The following is a 19,876-nucleotide window of genomic DNA, read 5'->3' as shown; positions in this document are numbered from 1 at the left end:
CCCACCGCGGCGCTTCGAGGTCAGTCCTCGGCGGCGAGCGCCTTCCCGAGTGAGTCCTCCGGTTCGGAGACCACCACAGGATCGCGCCCGGACAGCAGGTCGAGGACGGCCTTCGGCCGGGCCAGCGATTCGCGCACGGTGTTCCTGGCCATCGTGATCGGGCGGCATTCGCATCCGGCGTTGACACCGGCGACGTCGATCCCGGCACCGCGGCACAGCGCGACCGCGCGGGGAACGTGGAATCCCTGCGTGACGATCAGCGCCGTGGTCACACCGTACGTCTGGACGGCGCGAGCGCACGTGTCGTAGGTGTCGAGCCCGTATCGATCGCCGACGATCTTGCTGGGGTCAATGCCCTTCTCGACCAGGTAGTCCGTCATCGCCGCGATCTCGTCGCCGGATCTGCCTGCTCCGTCACCGGAGACGAGGACCGCCCGCGCGCGGCCGTCCTGCACGAGACGGACGGCGACGTCGAGGCGTCCGGCCAGGTACTCCCGGGGTTTGCCGTCGCGCACCTGCGCGCCGAGGACGATGACCACCGGTGCCTCGGGTGCGTCGTCGACGTCGTAGACATGGCCGGAGGCCTCCCGCGATATCCACACCGTCGAGGCCGCGACGACGAGGACGGCGAGCGCGCCGAGGCCCGCTCCGATGCCGACCAGTCGGCGGACGATCCGTCGTTCCCCCATGCCGCCATCAAACCACAGCGTCAGGCGACGGCCGGTTCTTCCCCGGCGCGCCGCTCACGCAGTCCGCGCTCACGCAGTCCGGATGCCAGGCACAGGCCGAGCCCGAACAGAACCCAGCAGGTCAGCACGAGTACCGCCGCACCGGCTCCGTGTCCGTCGAAGAACGCCGTCGATCGCACCGCGGTTCCCGCCGCTCCTGGTGGCAGCAACTGACCGAGTGCGCCCCACCCCGACGGCAGCCACGCCGCGGACGTCGCCAGTCCGGACAGCGGGTTGGCAAGGAAGATCATAGTCACCGCTCCGAGCGCGAATCCCGCTGTGCCCAGCACCGATTCGAGCCCGAGAACGGTCAGCGAGATGGCGGCGATGCCGAGCACGACAGCACCGGTGGTCGTCCAGTAGTTGCCGTCGACGCTTCCGAGGCCGAACTGCAGAATTGCCGTCAGCACCGCCCCGGCGCTCACGGCGAACAGCACCGCCCCGGCGACCCGTCGCCCGACACTGCGCGGAAACAGCCGCACGAGCGCGAGCGCGGGGATCATGCCACCGAAGACCAGGGGAAGCGCCAAGGCGCCGAGACCGACGCCGGCGGGGTCGTCGGCCGTCAGCGGAACGACGTCCTCGACCGGAACGGGTTGTCCCGCAGTCTTGCTCATGCCCGCCGCGAGGCCGTTCATCGTCTGCGCGACGGGCGCCCCGCCTGCGCCGGCGGACAGGACCTTCATGCCGTCCGGTGTCGCGACGATGCCGCCGACCACCTCCCGGTGTTCGATCGCCGTCCGGACCGCGTCGGCGTCGGGAAAGCGCTCGGTGACGAACGCGCCCGGGTGTCCCGCGGCGAGCGCGTTGTCGACCCTGGTGGCGGCCGCGTCGGGTCCGGCGACGCCCAGCCGGAGGTCGTGCGGGCCGCTGTTGACGGCCGGCAACGCGAACGCCAGCAGCATGAGCGCGATCACCGCGGTGAGTCCCAGCACGACAGCGGTCAGTTTTACGGGATCGGACGGGCCGTGCGCCGACCGCCCGGTGGGCGCCGTGCGCGGCGCGACTGTCCCGGTATCCGAGGTGGTCATCGGACTCCCCTTCACTAAGTGGAGGAAATCCCTCCGTTCCTTGTGGAGAATATTCCTCCGGTTATGCTGGGTTGTCAACGGAAGAGGTGGAATCGTGCGGGCAGACGCGCTGGAACGACGCAACACCCTGATCAAGGCCGCCCGCGTGGTGTTCGCCGACCGCGGGCACGACGCGCCCCTCGACGCCATCGCCGCGCGAGCCGGCGTCGGGATCGCCACCCTCTACCGGAACTTTCCGAGCCGGGACGAGCTCGCCCACGCCGTGGCCCGGACGACGCTCGCCGAAGTCCGGGAACTCGCCGTCCGGGGACTGGACGACTGCGGCGACGACCCCGAGGGAGCGTGGCGGCGGTTCGTCGACGCCGTGGTCGAACTGCGGATGGGAGCGCTGGTTCCCGCGCTGGTCAACAGTCTCGACGAGCTACCACCCGACGTCCGCGAGTCGAGGGAGCTCACGAAGGCGACGGTCACCGACTTCATTCACCGGCTCCAGGACGTCGGGCTGGTGCGCGAGGACGTCGTGCCGCTCGAGATCATCATGGGGATCGCCATGCTCACCCGGCCCCACGTGCTGATGTTCGAGGACGCGACGGCCAATCTCGTTCCGCGGCTGATCACGGTGTTCCTCGCCGGGTTGCGCCCGGACGGGGCTGCGCTGCCGCCGCCGATCCTCCCGGAGTCCGATGTACTGTGACGGGAATGCAGCCTGGGGGGCCTCTGCCACAGCCATGGAATCACCCGTATACGGGTGACGATCAGCCGCGGCTGAACGGCTGGGACGTGGCGGTGTCGGCGGCCGCACTCGTCGTCGCGGTCGCCGTCGCCAGCATCTCCGCGGTCGCGGGACTGTTCTGGCTGCTGTTCCTGGACTACTGCCCGCCCGAGACGTGCAGCGCCGAGAACGCGTGGATCGCGGTGTGCGTGGCGCTCGCGGTCGCCGCACTCGTGACCGTGATCGGCGGAATGGTCACGATCGCGCGCATCGCGCGGCGCACGATCGCGTGGCCGGTGGCATGCGGAACCCTGATCCTCTGCGCAGGCGCGTGCGCGATCGGATTCGCCGGTTACGTCTCCGCGACGGGGATCTGAGCGGCCTCAGCCCACGTGATGGTGGTCGGTCCGGCTGATCGCGACAGCGGAGACGATCACCCCGACCACCACACCGACGAGCGTGTCGACGATGCGGCTCACCGCGATGTCCGGTGCGACCGCCGACCCGAGACCGGTGAGCAGCAGAGCCATGGGGGTGATGGCGACGGACGCGAACGCGTAGTTCTTGATGACCACCAGTTCGGTCACGGTTTGCAGCACCACGATGACCACGACGGTCTGCCAGTACCCCATCGCGGCGGCGATCAGCCCGGCGGCGAGGACGGCGCCCGCCACGTTACCGACGAGGCGTTGAATTCCCCGCTGCACGGTCTGGCTGAAGTTGAAACCCTGCATCGCGGCCATCGCGCCCATCGACGCCCACAGCGGATGCTCCAATCCCATTGCCACACAGATCCATCCGGCCAGCGCGGCGGCAGCGGCGATACGGGCCGCGTTGACGATCCCCTCTCGCGACCGCAGCGCACGGAGGCCGTCTGCGAAGAAGCCACCCGGCTGCGGCAGCACCGGGGTCTCCGCACCGAAGGCCGAAAGATCACTGCGGCGCTTCACCTTACGCAGTTCGGACTCGTGATCGACGAGCGCACGCAGAGTGTCGTGGTCACGCTCGTGCGCCCACCGATCGACGACCGTGTCCGCTTCGGCGAGAAGCGCGAACAACTGGTGGGAGTGCCCGTCCCGGCCCCGCCCGCTGTGGGCGATCACGTCACGCGCGTTGTCGATGGCCTTGCGTGCGGACGCGATCGCGGAGGTGTCGTGTGCACGCTGCAGTTCCGCGGCAGCGGCGAGTGCCCGCGCCACCGCCAGCCGGGCGGGACCGAGAGGAACGAACAGGCAGGGCGTCATGGCGGCGAGCCAGCCCACGACGACACCGATCGCCACGGCCACGACCGCCGGGCCGAGATCGGACAGCTGGGTCGCATGTCCGACCGCCGCGGTGGCCGCGAAGACCAGGATGACCGGCCCGGGACCGGCGATGCGGAACGCCGCCAGCAGCCAGGCGGCGACGCCCGACGCGACGGACATGACCGCAATCTGCAGCCAGAGTGACAGTCCCGCCGCACCGAGGAGCGCTCCCCCGGCGACGAAGGCGATGAGCGCGACACCGACGAGTCCCGCCTTGCGGGCGAGCCGCGGGTACGGCTCGTATCGACCGAACGCGGCGGTCAGCGCACCGAGTGCCGCGAAGCCCGCGAGGTTGCCGTGCCCGAGAAAACCACCGATGACCAGCACCAGAGCCGTCGCCGCACCCACCCGCAGCGCGGGAGCGATGGTGGCGTCGGCGTTCCGGACCTCGAACGCACCGCGCCACGTCGACGGCGCCATCGAATAGGCCAGCGCCCCACGGGAGTGATGGAGCCGGCTGAGGTCGGGTGCGTATCGAGGGGAAGCCTGCATGGCCTCAGCGTACCGTATACTTCACTAGTAAAATAGTTCTGAATTAGTGTGAAGTTGGTCGCTACGATGGTTTTCATGAGCACTGCCCCACGTCCGGATGAGGACTTCACCGATCGCGTTCGACGCGAATGGGCCGAGACCCATCCCGAAGTGGACACGTCACCGATCGAAGTGATGGGCCGCATCACCCGGATCGGATCCCAGGCCCTGCAGCAACTCGACCGTGCCCTGGACGCGAGCGGGGTCTCGCGCGCCGAGTTCGACGTCCTGTGTGTACTCGCCCGCAGCGATCGGCCACTGCGGGCCAGCGAGGTCACCGCCGTGACGATGCTCAGCGGCGCATCCACCACCAAACACGTCGACCGCCTGGCCCGGCTGGGACTCGTGGAACGGCTACCGTTCGAACGCGACGGGCGCGTCGTGTTGCTCCACCTGACCGAGTCCGGGCGGCAACTCGTCGACACCGAGTTCCCGCAGCGCGTCGAACGCGATCGGCAATTTCTCGCCGGGCTCGACGAGGACGAATGCGCCGTCCTGGCCGGGCTGCTCCGGCGGATCGCCGCCAACGTCGAATCCGGGCTTCGCCGGTAGTCCCCTTGTCTTTCAGGGAATGACCTTCCGGGCCCGAAGGTCGCGGAAGATGTCGAGGAACATCTGCTCGGTCTCGACGTGACGGTGGAAACCCAGCCGGCGCGCCTTGGAACCGTCGGCGATGACGTCGTAGTCCCAGCCGAAGACGAAATCGCCGAACGCCCACGACGAGACGTCCGAGTACGGCGTCGGCGCCAGCCCGTGCTTCGCGACGAGGTCGTTCCACACCGGCTCCTTGTCGGCCATGACGACGTCCATCGACATCGGCAGCGGCGGTGCGACGTCCAGGTCGAAGAAATCCGCGATCTTCGGCAGCATCTCGTCCCAGCGGAACAGATCGCCGTTGTTGATGTTGAACGCCTGATTCGCGCACTCGGGGGTGGTCGCGGCCCAGACGGTCGCCTCCGCCAGCAGTCCGGCGTCGGTCATCTCGATCAGACTCGTGTACGCGCCGGGCTTACCCGGAAACCGCAGCGGCACGCCGAGTTCCTTCGACATCGTCGCGTAGACGGCAATCACCAGCGCGAGATTCATCGGATTGCCGAGAGCGAATCCGCACACCACCGAGGGGCGGATCGCGGACCACGTCCAACTCTTGCCGCGCTGACGGCCTTCGAGGAACTGCTGCTGATCCACGTTGAACTCGGGCGGCATGTGCGGCGGGTCGCTCTCGCGCGCCGGCGTCTTGAACGGTCCGAGGTGCGCGCCGTAGACCTTGTAGCCCTGCATCAAACTGATGTGCTCGAGCCCGGCAGCCACGGGTTCGAGCGCGTTCACCGTGTTGACGAGCATCGCGACGTTGGGCGCGACGAGCTCCCCCCACGACGGACGGTCCTGGTAGGCGGCGTAGAAGATGTGGGTCACGTCGCGCAGTTCACCCAGCTTCTCGGCGGCGTCGCGCTGGTCGAGCAGATCGACCGCGATGTGCCGCACCCGGCCGGTGTCGGGTCCGCCGCGTCGCGACAGTCCGATGATCTCCCACTCCCCGGTTGCCTCGAGGTGGTCGATCAGATTTCCGCCGATCACCCCGCGCGCACCGACGACCACTGCAACTCTGCGCTTCGCCATCATTCGACTCCTATCGTCATATCGCGAAATTGCGATATACCGAGTGAAGCACACATATCGGAAAATCGCGATATGGCGGTACGATGGGTCTGTGAGTGAACTTCCGGACGCGACCGACCTGGCCCTCGTCTTCAAGGCGCTGTCGAACCCGACCCGCGTACGCATCCTGCAGTGGCTGAAGGACCCCGACAGCTTTCCCCCACAGCTCGAACCCGCGGAAGAGGTGGGCGTGTGCCTGAAGCACATTCAGGCGAGGGCCGAGGTCTCCCAATCGACGGCCTCGCAGTACATGGCCGCCCTACAGAGCGCCGGACTGGTCACCAGCCATCGGATCGGCCAGTGGACCCACTACCGCCGCAACGAGGACCGGATCGCCCGGCTGGCCGATCACATCCGCACCGAACTCTGAACGAATCAGGGCATCTCGACGGTTTCGGCGCGCGCGATCTCGTCGAGCGCCCGGCGGACGTAACCGTCGGCGGGCACCTCCGCCGCACTCAGCAGATCGGCGATCACCAGGATCGCGGCCTCCACCGCACGCTCCGGTCTGCGCGGGTCCTCCTCGACATCGGCCACGCCGAGTGCACCGGTCAGCACGGTGACCAGCGAGTCGACGTCGACGGCCGGAAACCAGAGTGCCGCCGCCCGCGCGCAGCGGGTCAGGACGTCCTGCACGTCCTCTCCCGTCAGACCGTCCGGGTGCAACGTCTCGAGGAGTTCCCGGACCACCCCCGCCAGCACCGCACCGACCTGCTCCGCAGGCAGGGCCGCCAGTTCCTCCGTCGCCTCGGTCAGCGCCGACGCGTCCGACGCGCGCCCCGCGACGATGGCGGCGTCCAATGCCTCGGCGATGTCACGCGCGACAGCAGGCCAATGAGTGGGCCACATCCGGTAGATCCTCTTCTCGTCTCCGTCGATCAGCGCTCACTGTGCCATGGGGCACCGACACTCAGCGCAGCCGTTCGATCAGCCGCAGCGCGTCGAACGGCGCGTACCCCTTCATGTCGTTGTCGAAGTAGGCGAAGCAGTCGAGTCCCTGCCCGAGCCACCGCTCGAACTTGCGGGCCCACTCGTCCAGCGCCTCGTCCGTGTATCCGCTGGCATACAACTCCTTGTCGCCGTGTAACCGGGCGTAGACGAAATCGCTCGTCACTGCCTCCACGTACGGGTACCGGCCTGCCGTGTCGGCGACTACGAACGCGACGTCGTGCGCGCAGAGCAACTCCCTCGCCTCCTCCGTGTCGAAACTGGGGTGCCGGACCTCGAGCGCGTGGCGGACGGGGCGATCGGCGTCCGTCTCCGTCCACGCCCTGTCGTCGGTGAGCTTGTCGTCGTGTCGAGACGCGAGCGCCGCGGCATCGGTGGTCGTCCTCGGCAGCTGGTCGAAGAACGCTGCGAGACTCGTCGAATCGAACGCGAGCGTCGGGGGCAGTTGCCACAGCAGCGGTCCGAGCTTGGGACCCAACGCGAGCACCCCGGATGCGAAGAAGTTCGCCAGCGCCGCCTCGGCGCCGACCAGCCTCTTCATGTGGGTGATGTAGCGACCGCCCTTGACGGCGAACACGAAACCCTCCGGTGTCTCGTCACGCCACTTCGCGTAACTCGTCGGTCGCTGCAACGAATAGAAGGACCCGTTGATCTCGATCGACGTCAATCGCCCCGCGGCGTAGGCCAACTCCTTGCGATGGGCCAGACCGTCCGGGTAGAAGTCACCGCGCCAACCGGGATACGTCCAGCCGGAGATACCTACGCGGGCCTCAGCCATCTCACGACCCTAGCGCCGGAACCTATTGCATGTGGCCCGTCCCGGGAGAACCATGAGAGGACCCACAATCGAGGAGGCACTGATGCCGAGATATCTCTGGCAGGTCACGTACTCACCGGAAGGCGCGAAGGGATTACTCGCCGAAGGCGGCACCGCACGACGCGACGCGATCACACAGATGGTCGAAAGCGTCGGGGGCACAGTCGAATCCTGCTACTTCGCACTGGGTGGCCGGGATCTGTTCGTGATCGGCGACGTGCCGGACGACGTCGCGGCCGCCGCGCTCGGGATCCGCACCACCGCTTCCGGTGCGGCGAGGTCCGAATCGGTGGTGCTGCTGACGCCGGAGCAGGTGGACGACGCGGTGGGCCGGGACGCCGAGTACCGGGCGCCCGGCAGCTGATCCGCTACCCCTGCGGTAGCGAATATCGTTCTGCAGGATGATGTGCGGTGGCGGAGTCGGTCGATAGCGTCGAGCCATGTCAACTGACCAGGCCGACTCGACGACGGTGAACCCGTTCACCACCGAGTCCGCTCGCCGTGCCCTGTTCGCGCTGAGGGCGTTTCCCGCAGGCCTCGTCTCGCTCGGCGCGGCGGCGACCGGACGACATGGCTGGGCCGGGCGGTGGCAACTCGCTGCCGCCGACCCGAGCGAGTCGGAGCGGATCGACCGGCGTTCGCCGTCGTGGCTGCGCGTGTTGGCGCACTCGCTGCTGTCGCTCCTGATCGGGATGGTGGCCTGGTTTTTCGCGTTCCTCAGCGTGATCGCCGCGTTCCGGGGCCTGTTCTACGGGCTGATCACCGACGGTTCCTACGAGTACAGCTGGGGTGGCCCGACGCTCGCCGGCGCGTGGCTGGTGCATCTCGTGCTCGGTGTGCTGCTCGTGCCGGTCGCCATGTGGATCCTGAAGGCCATCGCGTCACTGCTGGCCGGACTCACTCGGCGTCTGCTCGGCGAGGATGGCCCGGTGTGGGCTGTTCCCGTCGCGCTCGTGCTCGCCGCCGCGGGCGCGCTCCTGTTCCGCTCCTGGCTGCACCAGGCCTGAGAGCCACAATCCGAAACACCGGAATGAATGTCCACGAGGGAAGGTTGCACGCCACATGACGGAGACCACAGCAGAAACCCCGCAGCTCGGACAGTTCGGCGTCTGGCGTCACGCCGGCGGATTGGCCCCCGACGTGGGTGCAGCGATCGAATCGGCAGGCTACGGCGCGATCTGGATCGGCGGCTCCCCGCCTGCCGACCTCGACGTCGCCGAACGCCTGCTCGACGCGACATCCACCATCACGGTCGCGACCGGAATCGTGAACATCTGGACCGCCCCCGCCGACGAGGTCGCGACCTCGTTCCACCGGCTCGAAGCCCGTCATCCGGGGCGCTTCCTCCTCGGCATCGGCGTCGGCCATCCCGAACAGCCCGGCCTGAACTACAGCAAGCCGTACGCCGCGCTCGTGGAGTATCTCGACGCCCTCGATGCTGCCGGCGTCCCGGCGGGACGACGCGTCCTGGCCGCGCTCGGTCCGAAGGTTCTCGAACTGTCCGCAGCCCGCGCCGCCGGCGCCCATCCGTACCTGACCACGCCGCAGCACACCCGTGAAGCGCGGGAGCTGCTCGGCCCGGGCCCGGTGATCGCGCCGGAGCAGAAGGTCGTGCTGGACACCGATCCGGAACGCGCTCGCCCCATCGGACGTTCGGCCGTCGAGAATCCGTACCTGCACCTGCGCAACTACGTCAACAACCTGAAACGGCTCGGGTACACCGACGAGCAGATCGAGAACGGCGGCAGCGACGACCTCATCGACGCGCTCGCCGCCCACGGCGACACGCAGTACGTCGCCGGTCGCCTCCGGGAACATCTGGATGCGGGCGCCGATCACGTGGCCATCCAGGTACTCCCCGCAGGCGACGATCCGGTGCCTGCCCTGCGGGAACTCGCAGGCGCGCTGGGACTCTGAGTTCTGCTAACGAAATGATGTGATGGCGGGTACCGCATACTGAAAGGGGTTCGCCGAAACGGTCGGGGTATGGTCCCCTTCTGAACGGCAGGCAGGACTGAACGCAAGGTAGGAACTGTGCAAGAGCCAACGGCACGTCCGGTCGGCCCGTACGCTTCGGGGCCGCCACCTGCAGCCCTGACCGTGCACTCCGCGAGCCTCGACCATTTCCGCGCCGCGGAGTTGTGGCGGGCGATCGTCATCGGCGTGGTCGTCGTCGCCTACACCCTGTTCGCGCTGGTCACCTGGCCTGTCCGACGTCGCGGCCGCACCCTTGCGGACGCGGCGTCGGAGGGCCTGGTCAACGGTTTCGAGGTGCTGGGCCCGACGTTCGTCAAGGTCGGTCAGCTGATGGCGTCGTCCTCCGGCGTGTTCCCCGCCCCGCTGGCCAACGCCTGTCTGCGATGTCTCGACGACGTGCCGCCGGTGCCCGCCGACGAGGCCCGCCGGGTCATCGAAGCCGACCTGGGGCATCCCGTCGACGCGCTGTTCACGTCGTTCGACGACGTCCCCCTCGCGGCCGCCTCCGTTGCGCAGGTACACGGCTGCGTACTCCCCGACGGCAGGGAAGCCGTCATCAAGGTGCAACGCCCCGACATCTTCCGCCGCATGGTGGTGGACCTGCGCACCGCGTACTGGGGTGCGCGGATCCTCGAGAAGCTGTTCGAGTTCTTCCGCATCGCCAACGCCACCGCCATCATCCGCGACCTCCACGCGGCCACGATGACCGAACTCAACAGTGCGGTCGAGGCCGACCGGCAGGCCCGGTTCAGGACCAACATCGGGGCGTTCGGCGACAACAAGGGCGTCACCACCCCCGAGGTGTACTGGGACTACTGCGGCCCGCACGTCATCTGCATGGAACGCATGTACGGCCTGCCGCTCGACCGGTTCCCCGACCTCGTCCACATGGACACCCGGATGCTGATCCGCCGCGGCGTCAAGGTGTGGATCGAGTCCGTCATCCTCCACGGCCCGTTCCACGGCGACGTGCACGCCGGGAACCTGTGGGTCCTCGACGACGGACGCATCGCGATGCTCGACTTCGGCATCGTCGGTGAGCTCCCCGAGTCGTGGCGGCAGATCCTGCGCGACATGTTCTACGCGACCTTGATCGACGGCGACTTCTCCCGGATGGCCCGCGGAATCCGGGGCCTCGGCTACGCGACCGACAACGACGCCACCGACGACGAGATCGGACTCCAGGTGGCCGCCGCCCTCGCACCCCTGCTGGGCCGGGACCTCGGTGAGCTGCGGCTCAGCGAACTCATCATGGCGCTGATCGGCATCGGCAAGAAATGGGGCGTCGCCAGCCCCGAGGAACTCGTCCTGTTCGGGAAGCAACTCGGCTACTTCGAGCGGTATGCCACGGAACTCGCCCCCGGCTGGGTGATCGGGCAGGACCTGTTCCTGTTCCGCAACGTCTTCCCGGACGCCGTCGCCGCGAAGGCCCTCGAACTCGGGGTCGAACTGCCCGACGAGTGACGCGAGCTCGCGGCGAGGGATCTACTGCCCGGTCAGTGAATCCAGCACCGAGGCCCGGTGGAGGGGGTGATCCGGGAGCCGGTCGGGTGTCAGAATCCAGTCGTTGCCGGTCCACGGGTCGGAGACGGTGAGGACCCCCGACGTCGGAACCTGCTGCGCGATGCGTGCGAGCACCGCGACACCCGGATCCGAATCTGCCGAGGCACTGTCGCCGACGATGATCAGCGACGTCCCGACCGCGGGACCGTGATCGGCGAGGTGCACGATGCGGGCGGCGTCCTCAGCGCCGTACCCGTGCGGGAAGTCGCCCAGGATCACCAGCCGCGGCTCCGGCAGCGTGTCGCGGATTCCGCTGCGGGCCGCCATTTCGGCGAGGTCGACGCTCTCGGACAGCGCGATGAGGCGGGCGGTGATGTCGGACGCCGAGGACACGACCGGCGAAGCCAGACGTGCGCCGAGGGGTTCGGTGAACGTGCGCAGCGAGCCGCTGAGGTCGACCACCTCCAACCGCTGCGCCGGCGCAGGTGACGCGACCAGCATGCGCGCCGCCAGCGCCGCGACCACCGGTGCGGCCTCGGCAGCATCGCCGACGATCCAGAGCGGACGCCCCAATGGGTAATGGACGCAGAACGGCACCCGCAGCTCACCGAGATCGGGTGCGGACAACTCGCCGAGCCTCAGCCCGTCCGTTACCGCGGTGGCGGTGACCGGGCTCGTCCAGGCGGCGGATTCGAAGGTGGCCAGCGACCGCGGCAGCAGCGGGTCGATGGCGCGGAGTTCGTCGGCCAGTTGCGAAGTCTCGCCGTCGAATTTGCGCTGCGCCTCGGCGACGAGGGCATCGCACCGCTCCTGCGCCCTGGCCTGCGATTGCACGACCGCGGGACTGTTGCGCGTGGACGGGTCGGCCACCGACTCGGACAGTTCGTCGTCCAGCCGCGCCTGCGCGTAGTCGCGGGAGGATCGGAAGGAGGCCGCGGACCGGGCGGCATCCTCGAAGATCATCCACGCCCTCTCGAACGAGTGGGCCGGGTCGAGCGGGATGCCCGCAGGACCGGGTGTCGCCGGAATCTGTTCGGCGACGGGGTGTGCGGGTTCGTCCACCTCGACCCCGTGCCGGGAGACGAGTTCGGCGAGGCCGCCGTCGTATCCCTGCCCGACGGCCCGCACCTTCCATTCGGTGCCGCGCCGGTAGATCTCGAGGCAGATCGCGGCCGCCTCGGAACCGACCAGCGGGACGTCGAAAACGACCAGGGGAAGACCATTTTCGTCGGCGAGCGTGGCCGACAGCCCCTCGCGGGCCAGCGTCGCCCGACCGTTCGGGGACGCCGGATCGACACTGACCACGCAGAGCACGCCCGCCGCAGCGGCGTCCACCTCGTCCAGCTGCAGCCGGACCGTTCCGTCCGCGTCGAGTTCCACCCCGGCGGCGCGGCGCTGGTTGTAGAACACGAAATGGTCCGAGGACAGCGTGCGCAGATCGCCGTCCACGATCAACACGGAGACGTCGATCGGCGTCGCATCGACTGCGCGGAAACTCAGTACGCGCGACGGCAGCGGGGCGTTCTGCCCCGGAACGAGGTGGACCGTCACCGCCGCCCCTAGACGCCGAGGAAGCGGGCGAGTTGAGGCGCGGCCTCACCGGCGTGTTTGGCCTGAATGCCCTCACCGATGGCCTGCAGCTTCCACTCGCCGCCCACTCGGTACACCTTGGCCATCACCATTCCGGTGAACGGCATCCCGCCCTGCAGCGTGAACCGGGCGAGTTCGGCCGACGACGTGGTGTCCACGAGGCGGCAGAAGGCGTTCTTCACCTGCTCGAACGTGTGCCCGCGGTACGACGTCACGATGAACACGATGGTCGAGATGTGCGGCGGAATGCGAGTGAGATCCACGAGGATCACCTCGTCGTCGCCGGCGCCCTCACCGGTGAGGTTGTCGCCCTGATGCCGGATCGACCCGTCCTTCGACGTCAGCTGACCGTAGTAGGCGACGTCGACCATGTTGTTGTCCGCGAACAGGACCGCCGACGCGTCGAGGTCGACGTTGGCGGAACGGTTCCCGAACATGCCGCGCTTCTCGATCGGGTCCCAGCCGAGTCCCATCTGGATGTACGTCAGTGCGACACCACCGTCCTTGCGGAGCGTGACCTTCTGTCCCTTGGAGAGACTGACCGGTCGTGCCTTGGTGAGACTGACCTCGGCCGGAGCGGACGGGGCGGCGGGTGCGGGGGGTGCAGCGGGAGCCGGGGGCGCAACCGGTGCGGCGGGCGGCGGGTAGGCGGCCTGCGGTGCCGGTGCGGGCGCCGGCGGCTGCTGGACGGGAGCGACGGCGGGTGCGGGGGCGTCGTCGACGGACACGCCGTGATCGGTGACCAGTGCGGCGAACCCGCCGGCATAGCCCTGCCCGACGGCCCGCACCTTCCAGGCGCCCTGGCGTCGGTACAGCTCGAGCGCGATGACGATCGACTCGGAGTTCAGCCCCTCGATCTTGTACTCGTACAGCGAGTTTCCGGCGCCGTCGGCGACCCGGGCGGTCGGCGGCGCGGAGCGGCCGAAGCTACTGGTGGCGTCGTCGAGCGTGATGACCGCGCGCACCTGCGCGATGTCGGCAGGCACCGCGCCGAGCGACACCTTCAGCGAGGCCGCCTGCCCGGTGGCTCCTGGCACGAGTTGCACCCCGGGACCGGTCGGCTGGTTGAAGAAGACGAAGTCGGCGTCCGAACGGACCTTCCCCGAGTCCGTGACGAGCAGCGCGGACAGGTCGGCGGCGGCCGTCAGTTCGAGGGAGACGATGACGTCGTCGACGCTCAGCGGGCCGTTCTGACCCTTGGCTAGCGGAGTGGACACTGCGGTGGTTCCTTCACTGTGGGAGCGTCGGGTTTGTCCCGTTTGGTCTGTTTGCCTACAACCTACAAAAGAGAGCCGACGGCCGTCGTCCCCGCACCCCGCGCGACACGGTCCGCGAACCAGCGCAGGATCTCCTCACCAGCGGCGATACCGCTGCTTCCGGTGACCGACAGGGTCGGGTGCTGCCAGTCGAGGGTTTCGAGTTCGCCGTGCCGGGGGCGGATGGCGGCGTCGGCGGCACTGAGCATGGTCGCGTCGAGGGCCCCGTCCCCGGCCGCCAGCACGGGCGCTTCCGGCGCGAGCACTCCGTCGTCGACGAGCCTCGTACGGACCTCCGCGACCGCGCGGCTCTTGCACACCGCGTCGGGCATCGTGTAGATCTTGCGGCCCTGCCGGGAGGCCCCCCATCCCCGGTCGACGCACCAGTCGTTCCACTCCTCGACGAAGCCGGCCGGCATCGCGTCGAGGTCCACGACCAGGTAGGAGAACAACTCGTCGGCCACCCGGGACGAACGCACCCAGCTGTCGTCGATGCGTCGGCTCAGCTCGGCGCCGACCTCCACCAGCGAGGCTCCACCGTCGGCCATCGCGATGTCGACACCCGACCGCCAGCCCGCATCGGGCACCCCGTCGACGAGGATGTTGCCGCCGTTGGTCGTGATCGCGTACCGCCACGGCGCCCCCGGCAGGTCGATGCGCTGGAACTGGGCGACGGTGCGCGTGGTGGTAGGCACGACCACGGCGGACGCGGTGAGCTTCCGCAGCATGGCCTCGGCGGCCGACGTGACGTAGGACAGCGGCTTGCCGTCGTACACCTCGACGCAGAGGAGGTCCTCGTCGCCGGGCCGCTCGGCCACGTCACTCTCGGTGACGGCGAGTTCCATGGCCCCGCGCGAGTAGATCATGGTGCGGTCGAGGTCGGTCGCGATCAGCGCGGTCATGTCACATCCTTGATCAGGCCCATACACGAATAGGCCAGGCCGGGGACCTCTTCGACGGGGACCGCCCGCGCGGCGGCGAGTAGCCGGATGTGTGCGTGCTCCGGGGCGTCGAGATCGCGGACGAGCACCCGCCACGGCACCCGGCGCAGCAGCACCCGGGTGGTCTCGCCGACGCCCGGCTTCACGAAGTTCACACTCGAGATCCCGTACTGCTCCCGGACCGCCTCGACGGACTTCCAGCCGTCCCAGGTGGGGGTGCGGTCCGACCGCAGCAGGTCCTCGACGTCGCCGGGAACGTGCTCGCGTACGTCCCCGAAAGACGCGCCGACGGAATCGAGGAGATGATTGGACACGTCCTCGCCCGCCAGGTGCGCGTAGAACTTGGCGCCGTGGAAGTCGCCGGGTCCGATCAGTGTGTCGTTGAGGACGGTCCGCGACACCAGGCCCGACACGGTCGAGTTCAGGCACGCGGAGGCGATCAGGAAGTCGTCGCGGGTGCCGAACGTGCGGACGCAGTGCCCGGGATCGGCGAGGACGGCGAGGTCGTCGTCGAATTCGGCGCCACCGGCTTCGCGGTACTCGGCGAGTGCCTGCGACAACTCGCGGGCGATGGCACCCTTGCCCGTCCAGCCGTCGACGAACACCACGTTCTTCGAGTCGTGATGACGCGCAAGGTAGTCGAGCGCGACGGCGTCGATCCCCCGGTCGCGGACGATGGAGACGGCGTAGTGCGGCAGCGTCAACCCGTGGACGTCCCGCGCCCAGCGGCGCATGAGCACACCCACCGGGGTTCCCGCCCGCGCCAGTGACACGAGGGTGACGTCGCGGCCCCGCTCGGCCAGCACGAGGTCGGTGACCGTCCCCACGGCGCGCGCCAGCCGGATGGAGCTGTCCTGCAGCACCTTCTCGAACAGCTCGCGGTACTCCGCGTCGGGCTGGTACTCGATGGGCAGCGTCTCTGCGTAGTGGGACTCACCCGACTGGATTCGGCGCTCCCGCTCGGCGACATCGGCTTCGAGGTCGACGTGCGACAGGTCTTTGAGCAGCCAGCCCACCTCGTCGGCGGAGTACGAACCGAACGCCGGGCCGGTCAGCGGCGCCGTCACGTCGACGCTCCCGCACGTGCGGCGCGCAGCGACCGCGGGTCGGCGCCGGACACGACGGCCAGGAGCACATCCGTCCCCGACGCGGTGAGCACGTCGAGGAATCCGCCGGCCGCCGTGAGCCGGTCGGTGTCGGCCGCGGCGTCGATCACCGCGACCACGACGGCGTCCTCGTCCGGCCACTCGGCGTTGTAGACGAAACGCGGCTGCGCTTCACCGTTCTCGGGCGCTGTGAAACGGAATCCTCGGCGCAGCGGATATCCCGGCTGGTCGAGCACGTAGGCGGGTGACCGCGTGGTCGTCTGGAAACGAACCCGGACACCGGACGTGGCGAGCGCGTCCGCAATTCGCAGAGGCAGGTACATCAGCTCTTCGTGTCCGACGACGATCACCGGGCGCTGCGGATCGAGCCGGTCCCGGAGCACCGCGGCCGCCGACGCGACGGCCGCATCGAACTCTTCGGTGTCTTCCCGCAGGAACCCGTGCCGGCCACCTTCCGGAACCGCTGCGGGCCACGGTATGTCGGCGCGCTCGACGGCCCCGGTCCGCTCACCGACGGGGTTGAGCACCGGTTCCGGAAGGGCACCGACCGAGTCGATCAGGCCGTCGGGAAGCTCGGTGCGCCCCACCGCCAGACTCACGCTGTCGATCTGCACCCCCAGTTCGGCGGCGGCGGCGTCGACAGCGTCCCGGTGGCCCTGCTCGCGCATGTCGACGAGCGACGCCACGACGTAACGGCTGCGCGGGTTCTGCCGGTGCAACGCGCGGATCGCGTCGACCGCGGTGGCGCCGGTGGAAATCTCGTCGTCCACGAGGACGAGAGGGCGATCGCCCGTGAACAACTCGACGGACGTCGGCTGCAGCTGGTGGCTGGTCGCGTGCGAGTGCCCCTCCTCGAACCCGGCGGACGTCCCGATCTCGGGGACGTCCCGGCGCGTGGAGTGCAGGTAACACCGAGCGCGCAGCCGGGCCGCGACACAATGCCCCAGACCTGTTGCGGTCTCCGCGAATCCGAGCACCACGGGATCTGCATCCGGTCCGAGAACGTCGGCGACCAGATCGCCGAGACGGTCGCCCGCGCCGATCACGGCACCCGGGTCGGTGGGCACGTGCTTGCCGAGGACCGTCGAGACGAGCAGGTGGGCACGACGCGGGTTGCGCCGCAGGCCGGGCTCGACGAGTTCGGGGATGGTCAGCCCCGTGCCCGAACCCACGTGGGCGAGCGTCAACCCCAGGTGTTCCGTGGCCCAGGGCACCGCGCGCACGGCAGTGGGTGAGCTCATCGGACGGCCAGAGCGGTCAGTAGATCCACGAACGTGATTCCCTCGTTTGTCACGCCGAACACCTTCGCCCGGACGAGTGTCTTCTCGGCCCAGCTGCGGTGCGGGCGCATTTCGTTCATCTTGTTGCGGTATCCCGACGCCTGGACGCCGCCGACGCCCTCGGCGCCGAGAATGTCGAGCGCATCGTGGTACTCCTCGTGCGTCACCGCGGACAGGGCGTGCACGGCCGCGACGTGCGTGGGGTGGATGACCGTCTTGCCCTGGATGCCGTTGGCGCGGTCGAGGGCGATTTCCCGCAGCAGACCGTCCAGATCCCGGCTGACCAGCTGCTGACGGAACCGCACCTCGTTGTGCTCCTCGAACGGCGTGGCGCGCAGGGTCGGCCGGAACATCCGCTCGTGGTCGGCGAAGTACTCCCACACGGGACCGGTGATGACGTGTCCGGTGTCGTCGGCGCGGCCCAGGAAGTTGACGATGCCGGCAATCGCGTCCGCGACCACCCGCACGTCGTAGATCGTCAGGTCGCGGTCGCGGCGGATGCCGAACGTGGCACACATGTCGGTGGCGCCGATGCGCACGGCGAGGATCCGCTCGCGGTGTTCGACGAGCAGTTCACCGATCTTCGCGAGTTCGTCGTCGCGGGTCTCCCGGTGCACCAGTGCCGGCGATTCGAGCACCGGCATCGCGTACAGGTGCTTGCCGAGCCGCTCCGACGCCGCGGCCAGCTCGTCGAGGAATGCACGTCCCGTCGCACCACCGAACTTGGGGATCACGAATCCGGACAACACCTCGACGCCGGTGGTCAGCAGGTCGGCGATCCGCCGAAGGTCCTCGGCCGCCCGCACCCGCACGAACAACTGCATCCGCGCACCACCGTGGACGGCGAGCCGATCGAGCGCGTCGACGGCGTTGAGCAGCGCCGCCTCCACCTGATCGTCGGCCACCGCGTCCTCGAGGTCCAGGACCATCGAGCAGACCCCGTCACCGGACCGGCGAAGGATCGTGTCCGCGAGGTCGGACCTCGTCGCAGGCACGTACAGCGTCGCGCCCAGCGCGACGGCCAGCACCGTGCGATCCTCGTCCGGCCCGAGAGCCTGCGGAGCGTGCAGGAACAGCCGGCCGTGCGTCCCGGGATCGAGGTGGTGGAAGTGCCGAACGTGCTTTACCGCAGCCGGCATCATTTCTTCGCTAATGCTCATCGTCCCCCCATGTCATCGCTGTCCTGTGTGTCCTCTCATCTTCTGAACCACCTCGGCAATGAACGCCGACACGGCATCGAGCTGGGCGACGTACGCCCAGTAGTCGGGATGCCTCCCGGTCAGTGTCCCTGCAATTCGGTCTATCCGCTCGAGCTGAGCGTCGAGGACCGATCCCCATTCCCGCACGAGACCACGATTGACAGCCAACATCTGGGCGTCGCGGAGGCGAAATCTGATCTCGTTCTCCTTGGCCCGTGGGTTCTCGCGGACCTCCCGCAGCAACAGCAGGCGATCGGTGACACCGTCGACGTTCGCCTCGGCGTCGACCAGATGGGTCCGCGCGGCGGCGGTCAGATCCAGCGCCCCCTCCGGATTTCCGGCGGTCAGAGCCTTCTGCGCCTGCTGCAGATCGGTTTGCGCCTGCTCGATGTGCCTGCGGCTCTCGCGGTCGTTGTGGACGAGATCCGCCGAACTGGCCGCGTTGAACTCGCGCAGCAGGGCGGAGTAGGCGGGCGCCAGCCGTTCCGCCCGCGTCTGCACCGCGGCGATCCTCGTCGTCACCGACGACACGGCGTGAGCGGCGTCCAGTTCCTTGGACGGGGCCGCGGCCAGTGCCTTCTCGAGCGCCGCCGACTCCTCCCGCACGCGCGCTGCCGCTTCGCGGACCGGATTGGCGCCACGGGCGCCCTGCAGCGCCACGACCGCGGCCTCGAGCGCCGCTCCCCGGTCGCGCACCGACGGGTAGCCGGCGTACGCGCCGCCCTCGGTCTGCACCCGCTGCTGCGCCGCGGAGGCGACCTGAAGCGCCTGCTGGGCGAGTTGGGGTACGGCCGCCAGCATCGCGGTCGACTCCTCGAGATGGCCCCGATGTGTGCGATAGAACTCGTCGAGAGACTGCGTCGCCGCCACCAACTGCCGCGTCACCTGCTCGTACGCGGCGGCCGCCGCGGGTGTCTGCACGTTCTCGAATTGGTCTTCCGCCGCCAGGTACGCCGTCGCGGCCTGGTAGCACCCGTCGCGAACCGGTTCCCAGGCCCGCCGGATTCCGCGTTCCGGAGTCAGCTGGTCCGAGGCGTCCACGGCCGCGGCGGCGATGCTCTGCCGGTTGTCCATATCGAGAAACGCTGCGACCATCGTGTCGTGGGCGCGACGAGCCGAGTCGTCGCCCCGGGCTCTTCCTCGGAAGCGTCCCGCCCATCCGCTCGTCACGTCCTGAATCGTACTGGTCGGGCCGACAACCCCGAGTGGTCCGGAATTGCCTGTGCACAAACCTGTGGACAGTTCGCGGGATGGGACAAGTCGGACAAATTCATTATCGTGGTGTTGCACGACG

Annotated in this window: 21 protein-coding genes; 8 read left to right on the top strand and 13 right to left on the bottom strand. The window is 68.9% G+C overall.

The window, feature by feature from the left end; genetic code table 11:
• Positions 1–20: 20 nt before the first annotated feature.
• Positions 21–689, bottom strand: a complete 669-nt coding sequence (locus tag QM841_RS23650) for a SanA/YdcF family protein (RefSeq protein ID WP_283333783.1) — start codon at positions 687–689, stop codon at positions 21–23.
• A gap of 20 nt (positions 690–709) precedes the next feature.
• Positions 710–1,759 (bottom strand): ABC transporter permease, encoded by a 1,050-nt coding sequence (locus QM841_RS23645; RefSeq protein WP_283333782.1) that lies wholly within the window; start codon positions 1,757–1,759, stop codon positions 710–712.
• A gap of 94 nt (positions 1,760–1,853) precedes the next feature.
• Between QM841_RS23645 and QM841_RS23640 the strand changes: the two genes are divergently transcribed.
• Entirely contained in the window at positions 1,854–2,453 is a 600-nt protein-coding gene (locus QM841_RS23640) for a TetR/AcrR family transcriptional regulator (protein ID WP_009475118.1), read from the top strand.
• Positions 2,454–2,458: 5 nt separating this feature from the next.
• The gene (locus QM841_RS23635; protein WP_280780506.1) at positions 2,459–2,848 is read left to right on the top strand and encodes a hypothetical protein; all 390 of its coding nucleotides are present in this window, start codon (positions 2,459–2,461) and stop codon (positions 2,846–2,848) included.
• Between the two features lie 6 nt (positions 2,849–2,854).
• Here the strand turns inward: QM841_RS23635 and QM841_RS23630 are convergent, their stop codons facing one another.
• Positions 2,855–4,267: an FUSC family protein gene (locus tag QM841_RS23630; RefSeq protein WP_283333780.1), complete on the bottom strand. Its 1,413-nt coding sequence runs from the start codon at positions 4,265–4,267 to the stop codon at positions 2,855–2,857.
• 66 nt (positions 4,268–4,333) lie between these two features.
• Here QM841_RS23630 and QM841_RS23625 point away from each other — a divergent pair, with 66 nt between their 5' ends.
• Positions 4,334–4,858: a MarR family winged helix-turn-helix transcriptional regulator gene (locus QM841_RS23625; protein ID WP_280780508.1), complete on the top strand. Its 525-nt coding sequence runs from the start codon at positions 4,334–4,336 to the stop codon at positions 4,856–4,858.
• 12 nt (positions 4,859–4,870) lie between these two features.
• Here the strand turns inward: QM841_RS23625 and QM841_RS23620 are convergent, their stop codons facing one another.
• The gene (locus QM841_RS23620; protein ID WP_283333779.1) at positions 4,871–5,929 is read right to left on the bottom strand and encodes an SDR family oxidoreductase; all 1,059 of its coding nucleotides are present in this window, start codon (positions 5,927–5,929) and stop codon (positions 4,871–4,873) included.
• Positions 5,930–6,017: 88 nt separating this feature from the next.
• Here QM841_RS23620 and QM841_RS23615 point away from each other — a divergent pair, with 88 nt between their 5' ends.
• Entirely contained in the window at positions 6,018–6,335 is a 318-nt protein-coding gene (locus QM841_RS23615) for an ArsR/SmtB family transcription factor (protein ID WP_016882591.1), read from the top strand.
• Positions 6,336–6,340: 5 nt separating this feature from the next.
• Here QM841_RS23615 and QM841_RS23610 read toward each other — a convergent pair whose 3' ends face one another.
• The gene (locus QM841_RS23610; RefSeq protein ID WP_283333778.1) at positions 6,341–6,814 is read right to left on the bottom strand and encodes a hypothetical protein; all 474 of its coding nucleotides are present in this window, start codon (positions 6,812–6,814) and stop codon (positions 6,341–6,343) included.
• A 61-nt stretch (positions 6,815–6,875) separates the two neighbouring features.
• On the bottom strand, positions 6,876–7,691 hold the full coding sequence (locus QM841_RS23605; RefSeq protein ID WP_280780512.1) for a DUF72 domain-containing protein: 816 nt from the start codon (positions 7,689–7,691) through the stop codon (positions 6,876–6,878).
• An 82-nt stretch (positions 7,692–7,773) separates the two neighbouring features.
• Between QM841_RS23605 and QM841_RS23600 the strand changes: the two genes are divergently transcribed.
• The 4 genes from QM841_RS23600 to QM841_RS23585 all read left to right on the top strand — a co-directional run bounded on the left by QM841_RS23600 (position 7,774) and on the right by QM841_RS23585 (position 11,171).
• Positions 7,774–8,094, top strand: a complete 321-nt coding sequence (locus tag QM841_RS23600; protein ID WP_283333777.1) for a GYD domain-containing protein — start codon at positions 7,774–7,776, stop codon at positions 8,092–8,094.
• 76 nt (positions 8,095–8,170) lie between these two features.
• On the top strand, positions 8,171–8,737 hold the full coding sequence (locus tag QM841_RS23595; protein ID WP_283333776.1) for a hypothetical protein: 567 nt from the start codon (positions 8,171–8,173) through the stop codon (positions 8,735–8,737).
• A 55-nt stretch (positions 8,738–8,792) separates the two neighbouring features.
• Positions 8,793–9,647, top strand: a complete 855-nt coding sequence (locus QM841_RS23590; RefSeq protein ID WP_280780514.1) for an LLM class F420-dependent oxidoreductase — start codon at positions 8,793–8,795, stop codon at positions 9,645–9,647.
• A gap of 117 nt (positions 9,648–9,764) precedes the next feature.
• On the top strand, positions 9,765–11,171 hold the full coding sequence (locus QM841_RS23585; protein ID WP_283333774.1) for an ABC1 kinase family protein: 1,407 nt from the start codon (positions 9,765–9,767) through the stop codon (positions 11,169–11,171).
• 21 nt (positions 11,172–11,192) lie between these two features.
• Here the strand turns inward: QM841_RS23585 and QM841_RS23580 are convergent, their stop codons facing one another.
• From QM841_RS23580 to QM841_RS23550, 7 genes are all read right to left on the bottom strand, one after another.
• Entirely contained in the window at positions 11,193–12,761 is a 1,569-nt protein-coding gene (locus tag QM841_RS23580) for a TerD family protein (RefSeq protein ID WP_283333773.1), read from the bottom strand.
• A gap of 8 nt (positions 12,762–12,769) precedes the next feature.
• Positions 12,770–14,017 (bottom strand): TerD family protein, encoded by a 1,248-nt coding sequence (locus tag QM841_RS23575; RefSeq protein WP_280780517.1) that lies wholly within the window; start codon positions 14,015–14,017, stop codon positions 12,770–12,772.
• A 62-nt stretch (positions 14,018–14,079) separates the two neighbouring features.
• Positions 14,080–14,958: an HAD family hydrolase gene (locus tag QM841_RS23570; RefSeq protein ID WP_280780518.1), complete on the bottom strand. Its 879-nt coding sequence runs from the start codon at positions 14,956–14,958 to the stop codon at positions 14,080–14,082.
• Positions 14,955–16,064, bottom strand: a complete 1,110-nt coding sequence (locus QM841_RS23565) for a cysteine protease StiP family protein (RefSeq protein ID WP_283333772.1) — start codon at positions 16,062–16,064, stop codon at positions 14,955–14,957. The genes QM841_RS23570 and QM841_RS23565 overlap by 4 nt, the downstream gene beginning before the upstream one ends.
• Complete coding sequence (locus QM841_RS23560; protein ID WP_283333771.1) at positions 16,061–17,344, bottom strand: phosphoribosyltransferase family protein; 1,284 nt, start codon at positions 17,342–17,344, stop codon at positions 16,061–16,063. Before QM841_RS23560 ends, QM841_RS23565 begins: the two co-directional genes overlap by 4 nt.
• The gene (locus QM841_RS23555; protein WP_283333770.1) at positions 17,341–18,543 is read right to left on the bottom strand and encodes an HpcH/HpaI aldolase/citrate lyase family protein; all 1,203 of its coding nucleotides are present in this window, start codon (positions 18,541–18,543) and stop codon (positions 17,341–17,343) included. The genes QM841_RS23560 and QM841_RS23555 overlap by 4 nt, the downstream gene beginning before the upstream one ends.
• Before the next feature lie 12 nt (positions 18,544–18,555).
• On the bottom strand, positions 18,556–19,677 hold the full coding sequence (locus tag QM841_RS23550) for a hypothetical protein (protein ID WP_283333941.1): 1,122 nt from the start codon (positions 19,675–19,677) through the stop codon (positions 18,556–18,558).
• Positions 19,678–19,876 lie beyond the last annotated feature (199 nt).

Source organism: Rhodococcus sp. IEGM 1307, assembly GCF_030056915.1.
GTDB lineage: Bacteria > Actinomycetota > Actinomycetes > Mycobacteriales > Mycobacteriaceae > Rhodococcus_F > Rhodococcus_F opacus_D.
The sequence above is the reverse complement of the archived record's forward strand: the minus strand, read 5'-3'. Positions and strand labels throughout refer to the sequence as shown.

Excerpts from the sequence above, each read along its gene's own strand:
- QM841_RS23635 (WP_280780506.1), top strand. The coding sequence starts at position 2,459 with ATGCAGCCTGGGGGGCCTCTGCCACAGCCATGGAATCACCCGTATACG.
- QM841_RS23610 (WP_283333778.1), bottom strand. The coding sequence starts at position 6,814 with ATGTGGCCCACTCATTGGCCTGCTGTCGCGCGTGACATCGCCGAGGCA.
- QM841_RS23645 (WP_283333782.1), bottom strand. The coding sequence starts at position 1,759 with ATGACCACCTCGGATACCGGGACAGTCGCGCCGCGCACGGCGCCCACC.
- QM841_RS23595 (WP_283333776.1), top strand. The coding sequence starts at position 8,171 with ATGTCAACTGACCAGGCCGACTCGACGACGGTGAACCCGTTCACCACC.
- QM841_RS23590 (WP_280780514.1), top strand. The coding sequence starts at position 8,793 with ATGACGGAGACCACAGCAGAAACCCCGCAGCTCGGACAGTTCGGCGTC.
- QM841_RS23625 (WP_280780508.1), top strand. The coding sequence starts at position 4,334 with ATGGTTTTCATGAGCACTGCCCCACGTCCGGATGAGGACTTCACCGAT.
- QM841_RS23620 (WP_283333779.1), bottom strand. The coding sequence starts at position 5,929 with ATGATGGCGAAGCGCAGAGTTGCAGTGGTCGTCGGTGCGCGCGGGGTG.
- QM841_RS23605 (WP_280780512.1), bottom strand. The coding sequence starts at position 7,691 with ATGGCTGAGGCCCGCGTAGGTATCTCCGGCTGGACGTATCCCGGTTGG.
- QM841_RS23650 (WP_283333783.1), bottom strand. The coding sequence starts at position 689 with ATGGGGGAACGACGGATCGTCCGCCGACTGGTCGGCATCGGAGCGGGC.
- QM841_RS23570 (WP_280780518.1), bottom strand. The coding sequence starts at position 14,958 with ATGACCGCGCTGATCGCGACCGACCTCGACCGCACCATGATCTACTCG.
- QM841_RS23600 (WP_283333777.1), top strand. The coding sequence starts at position 7,774 with ATGCCGAGATATCTCTGGCAGGTCACGTACTCACCGGAAGGCGCGAAG.
- QM841_RS23560 (WP_283333771.1), bottom strand. The coding sequence starts at position 17,344 with ATGAGCTCACCCACTGCCGTGCGCGCGGTGCCCTGGGCCACGGAACAC.
- QM841_RS23630 (WP_283333780.1), bottom strand. The coding sequence starts at position 4,267 with ATGCAGGCTTCCCCTCGATACGCACCCGACCTCAGCCGGCTCCATCAC.
- QM841_RS23555 (WP_283333770.1), bottom strand. The coding sequence starts at position 18,543 with ATGAGCATTAGCGAAGAAATGATGCCGGCTGCGGTAAAGCACGTTCGG.
- QM841_RS23550 (WP_283333941.1), bottom strand. The coding sequence starts at position 19,677 with ATGGTCGCAGCGTTTCTCGATATGGACAACCGGCAGAGCATCGCCGCC.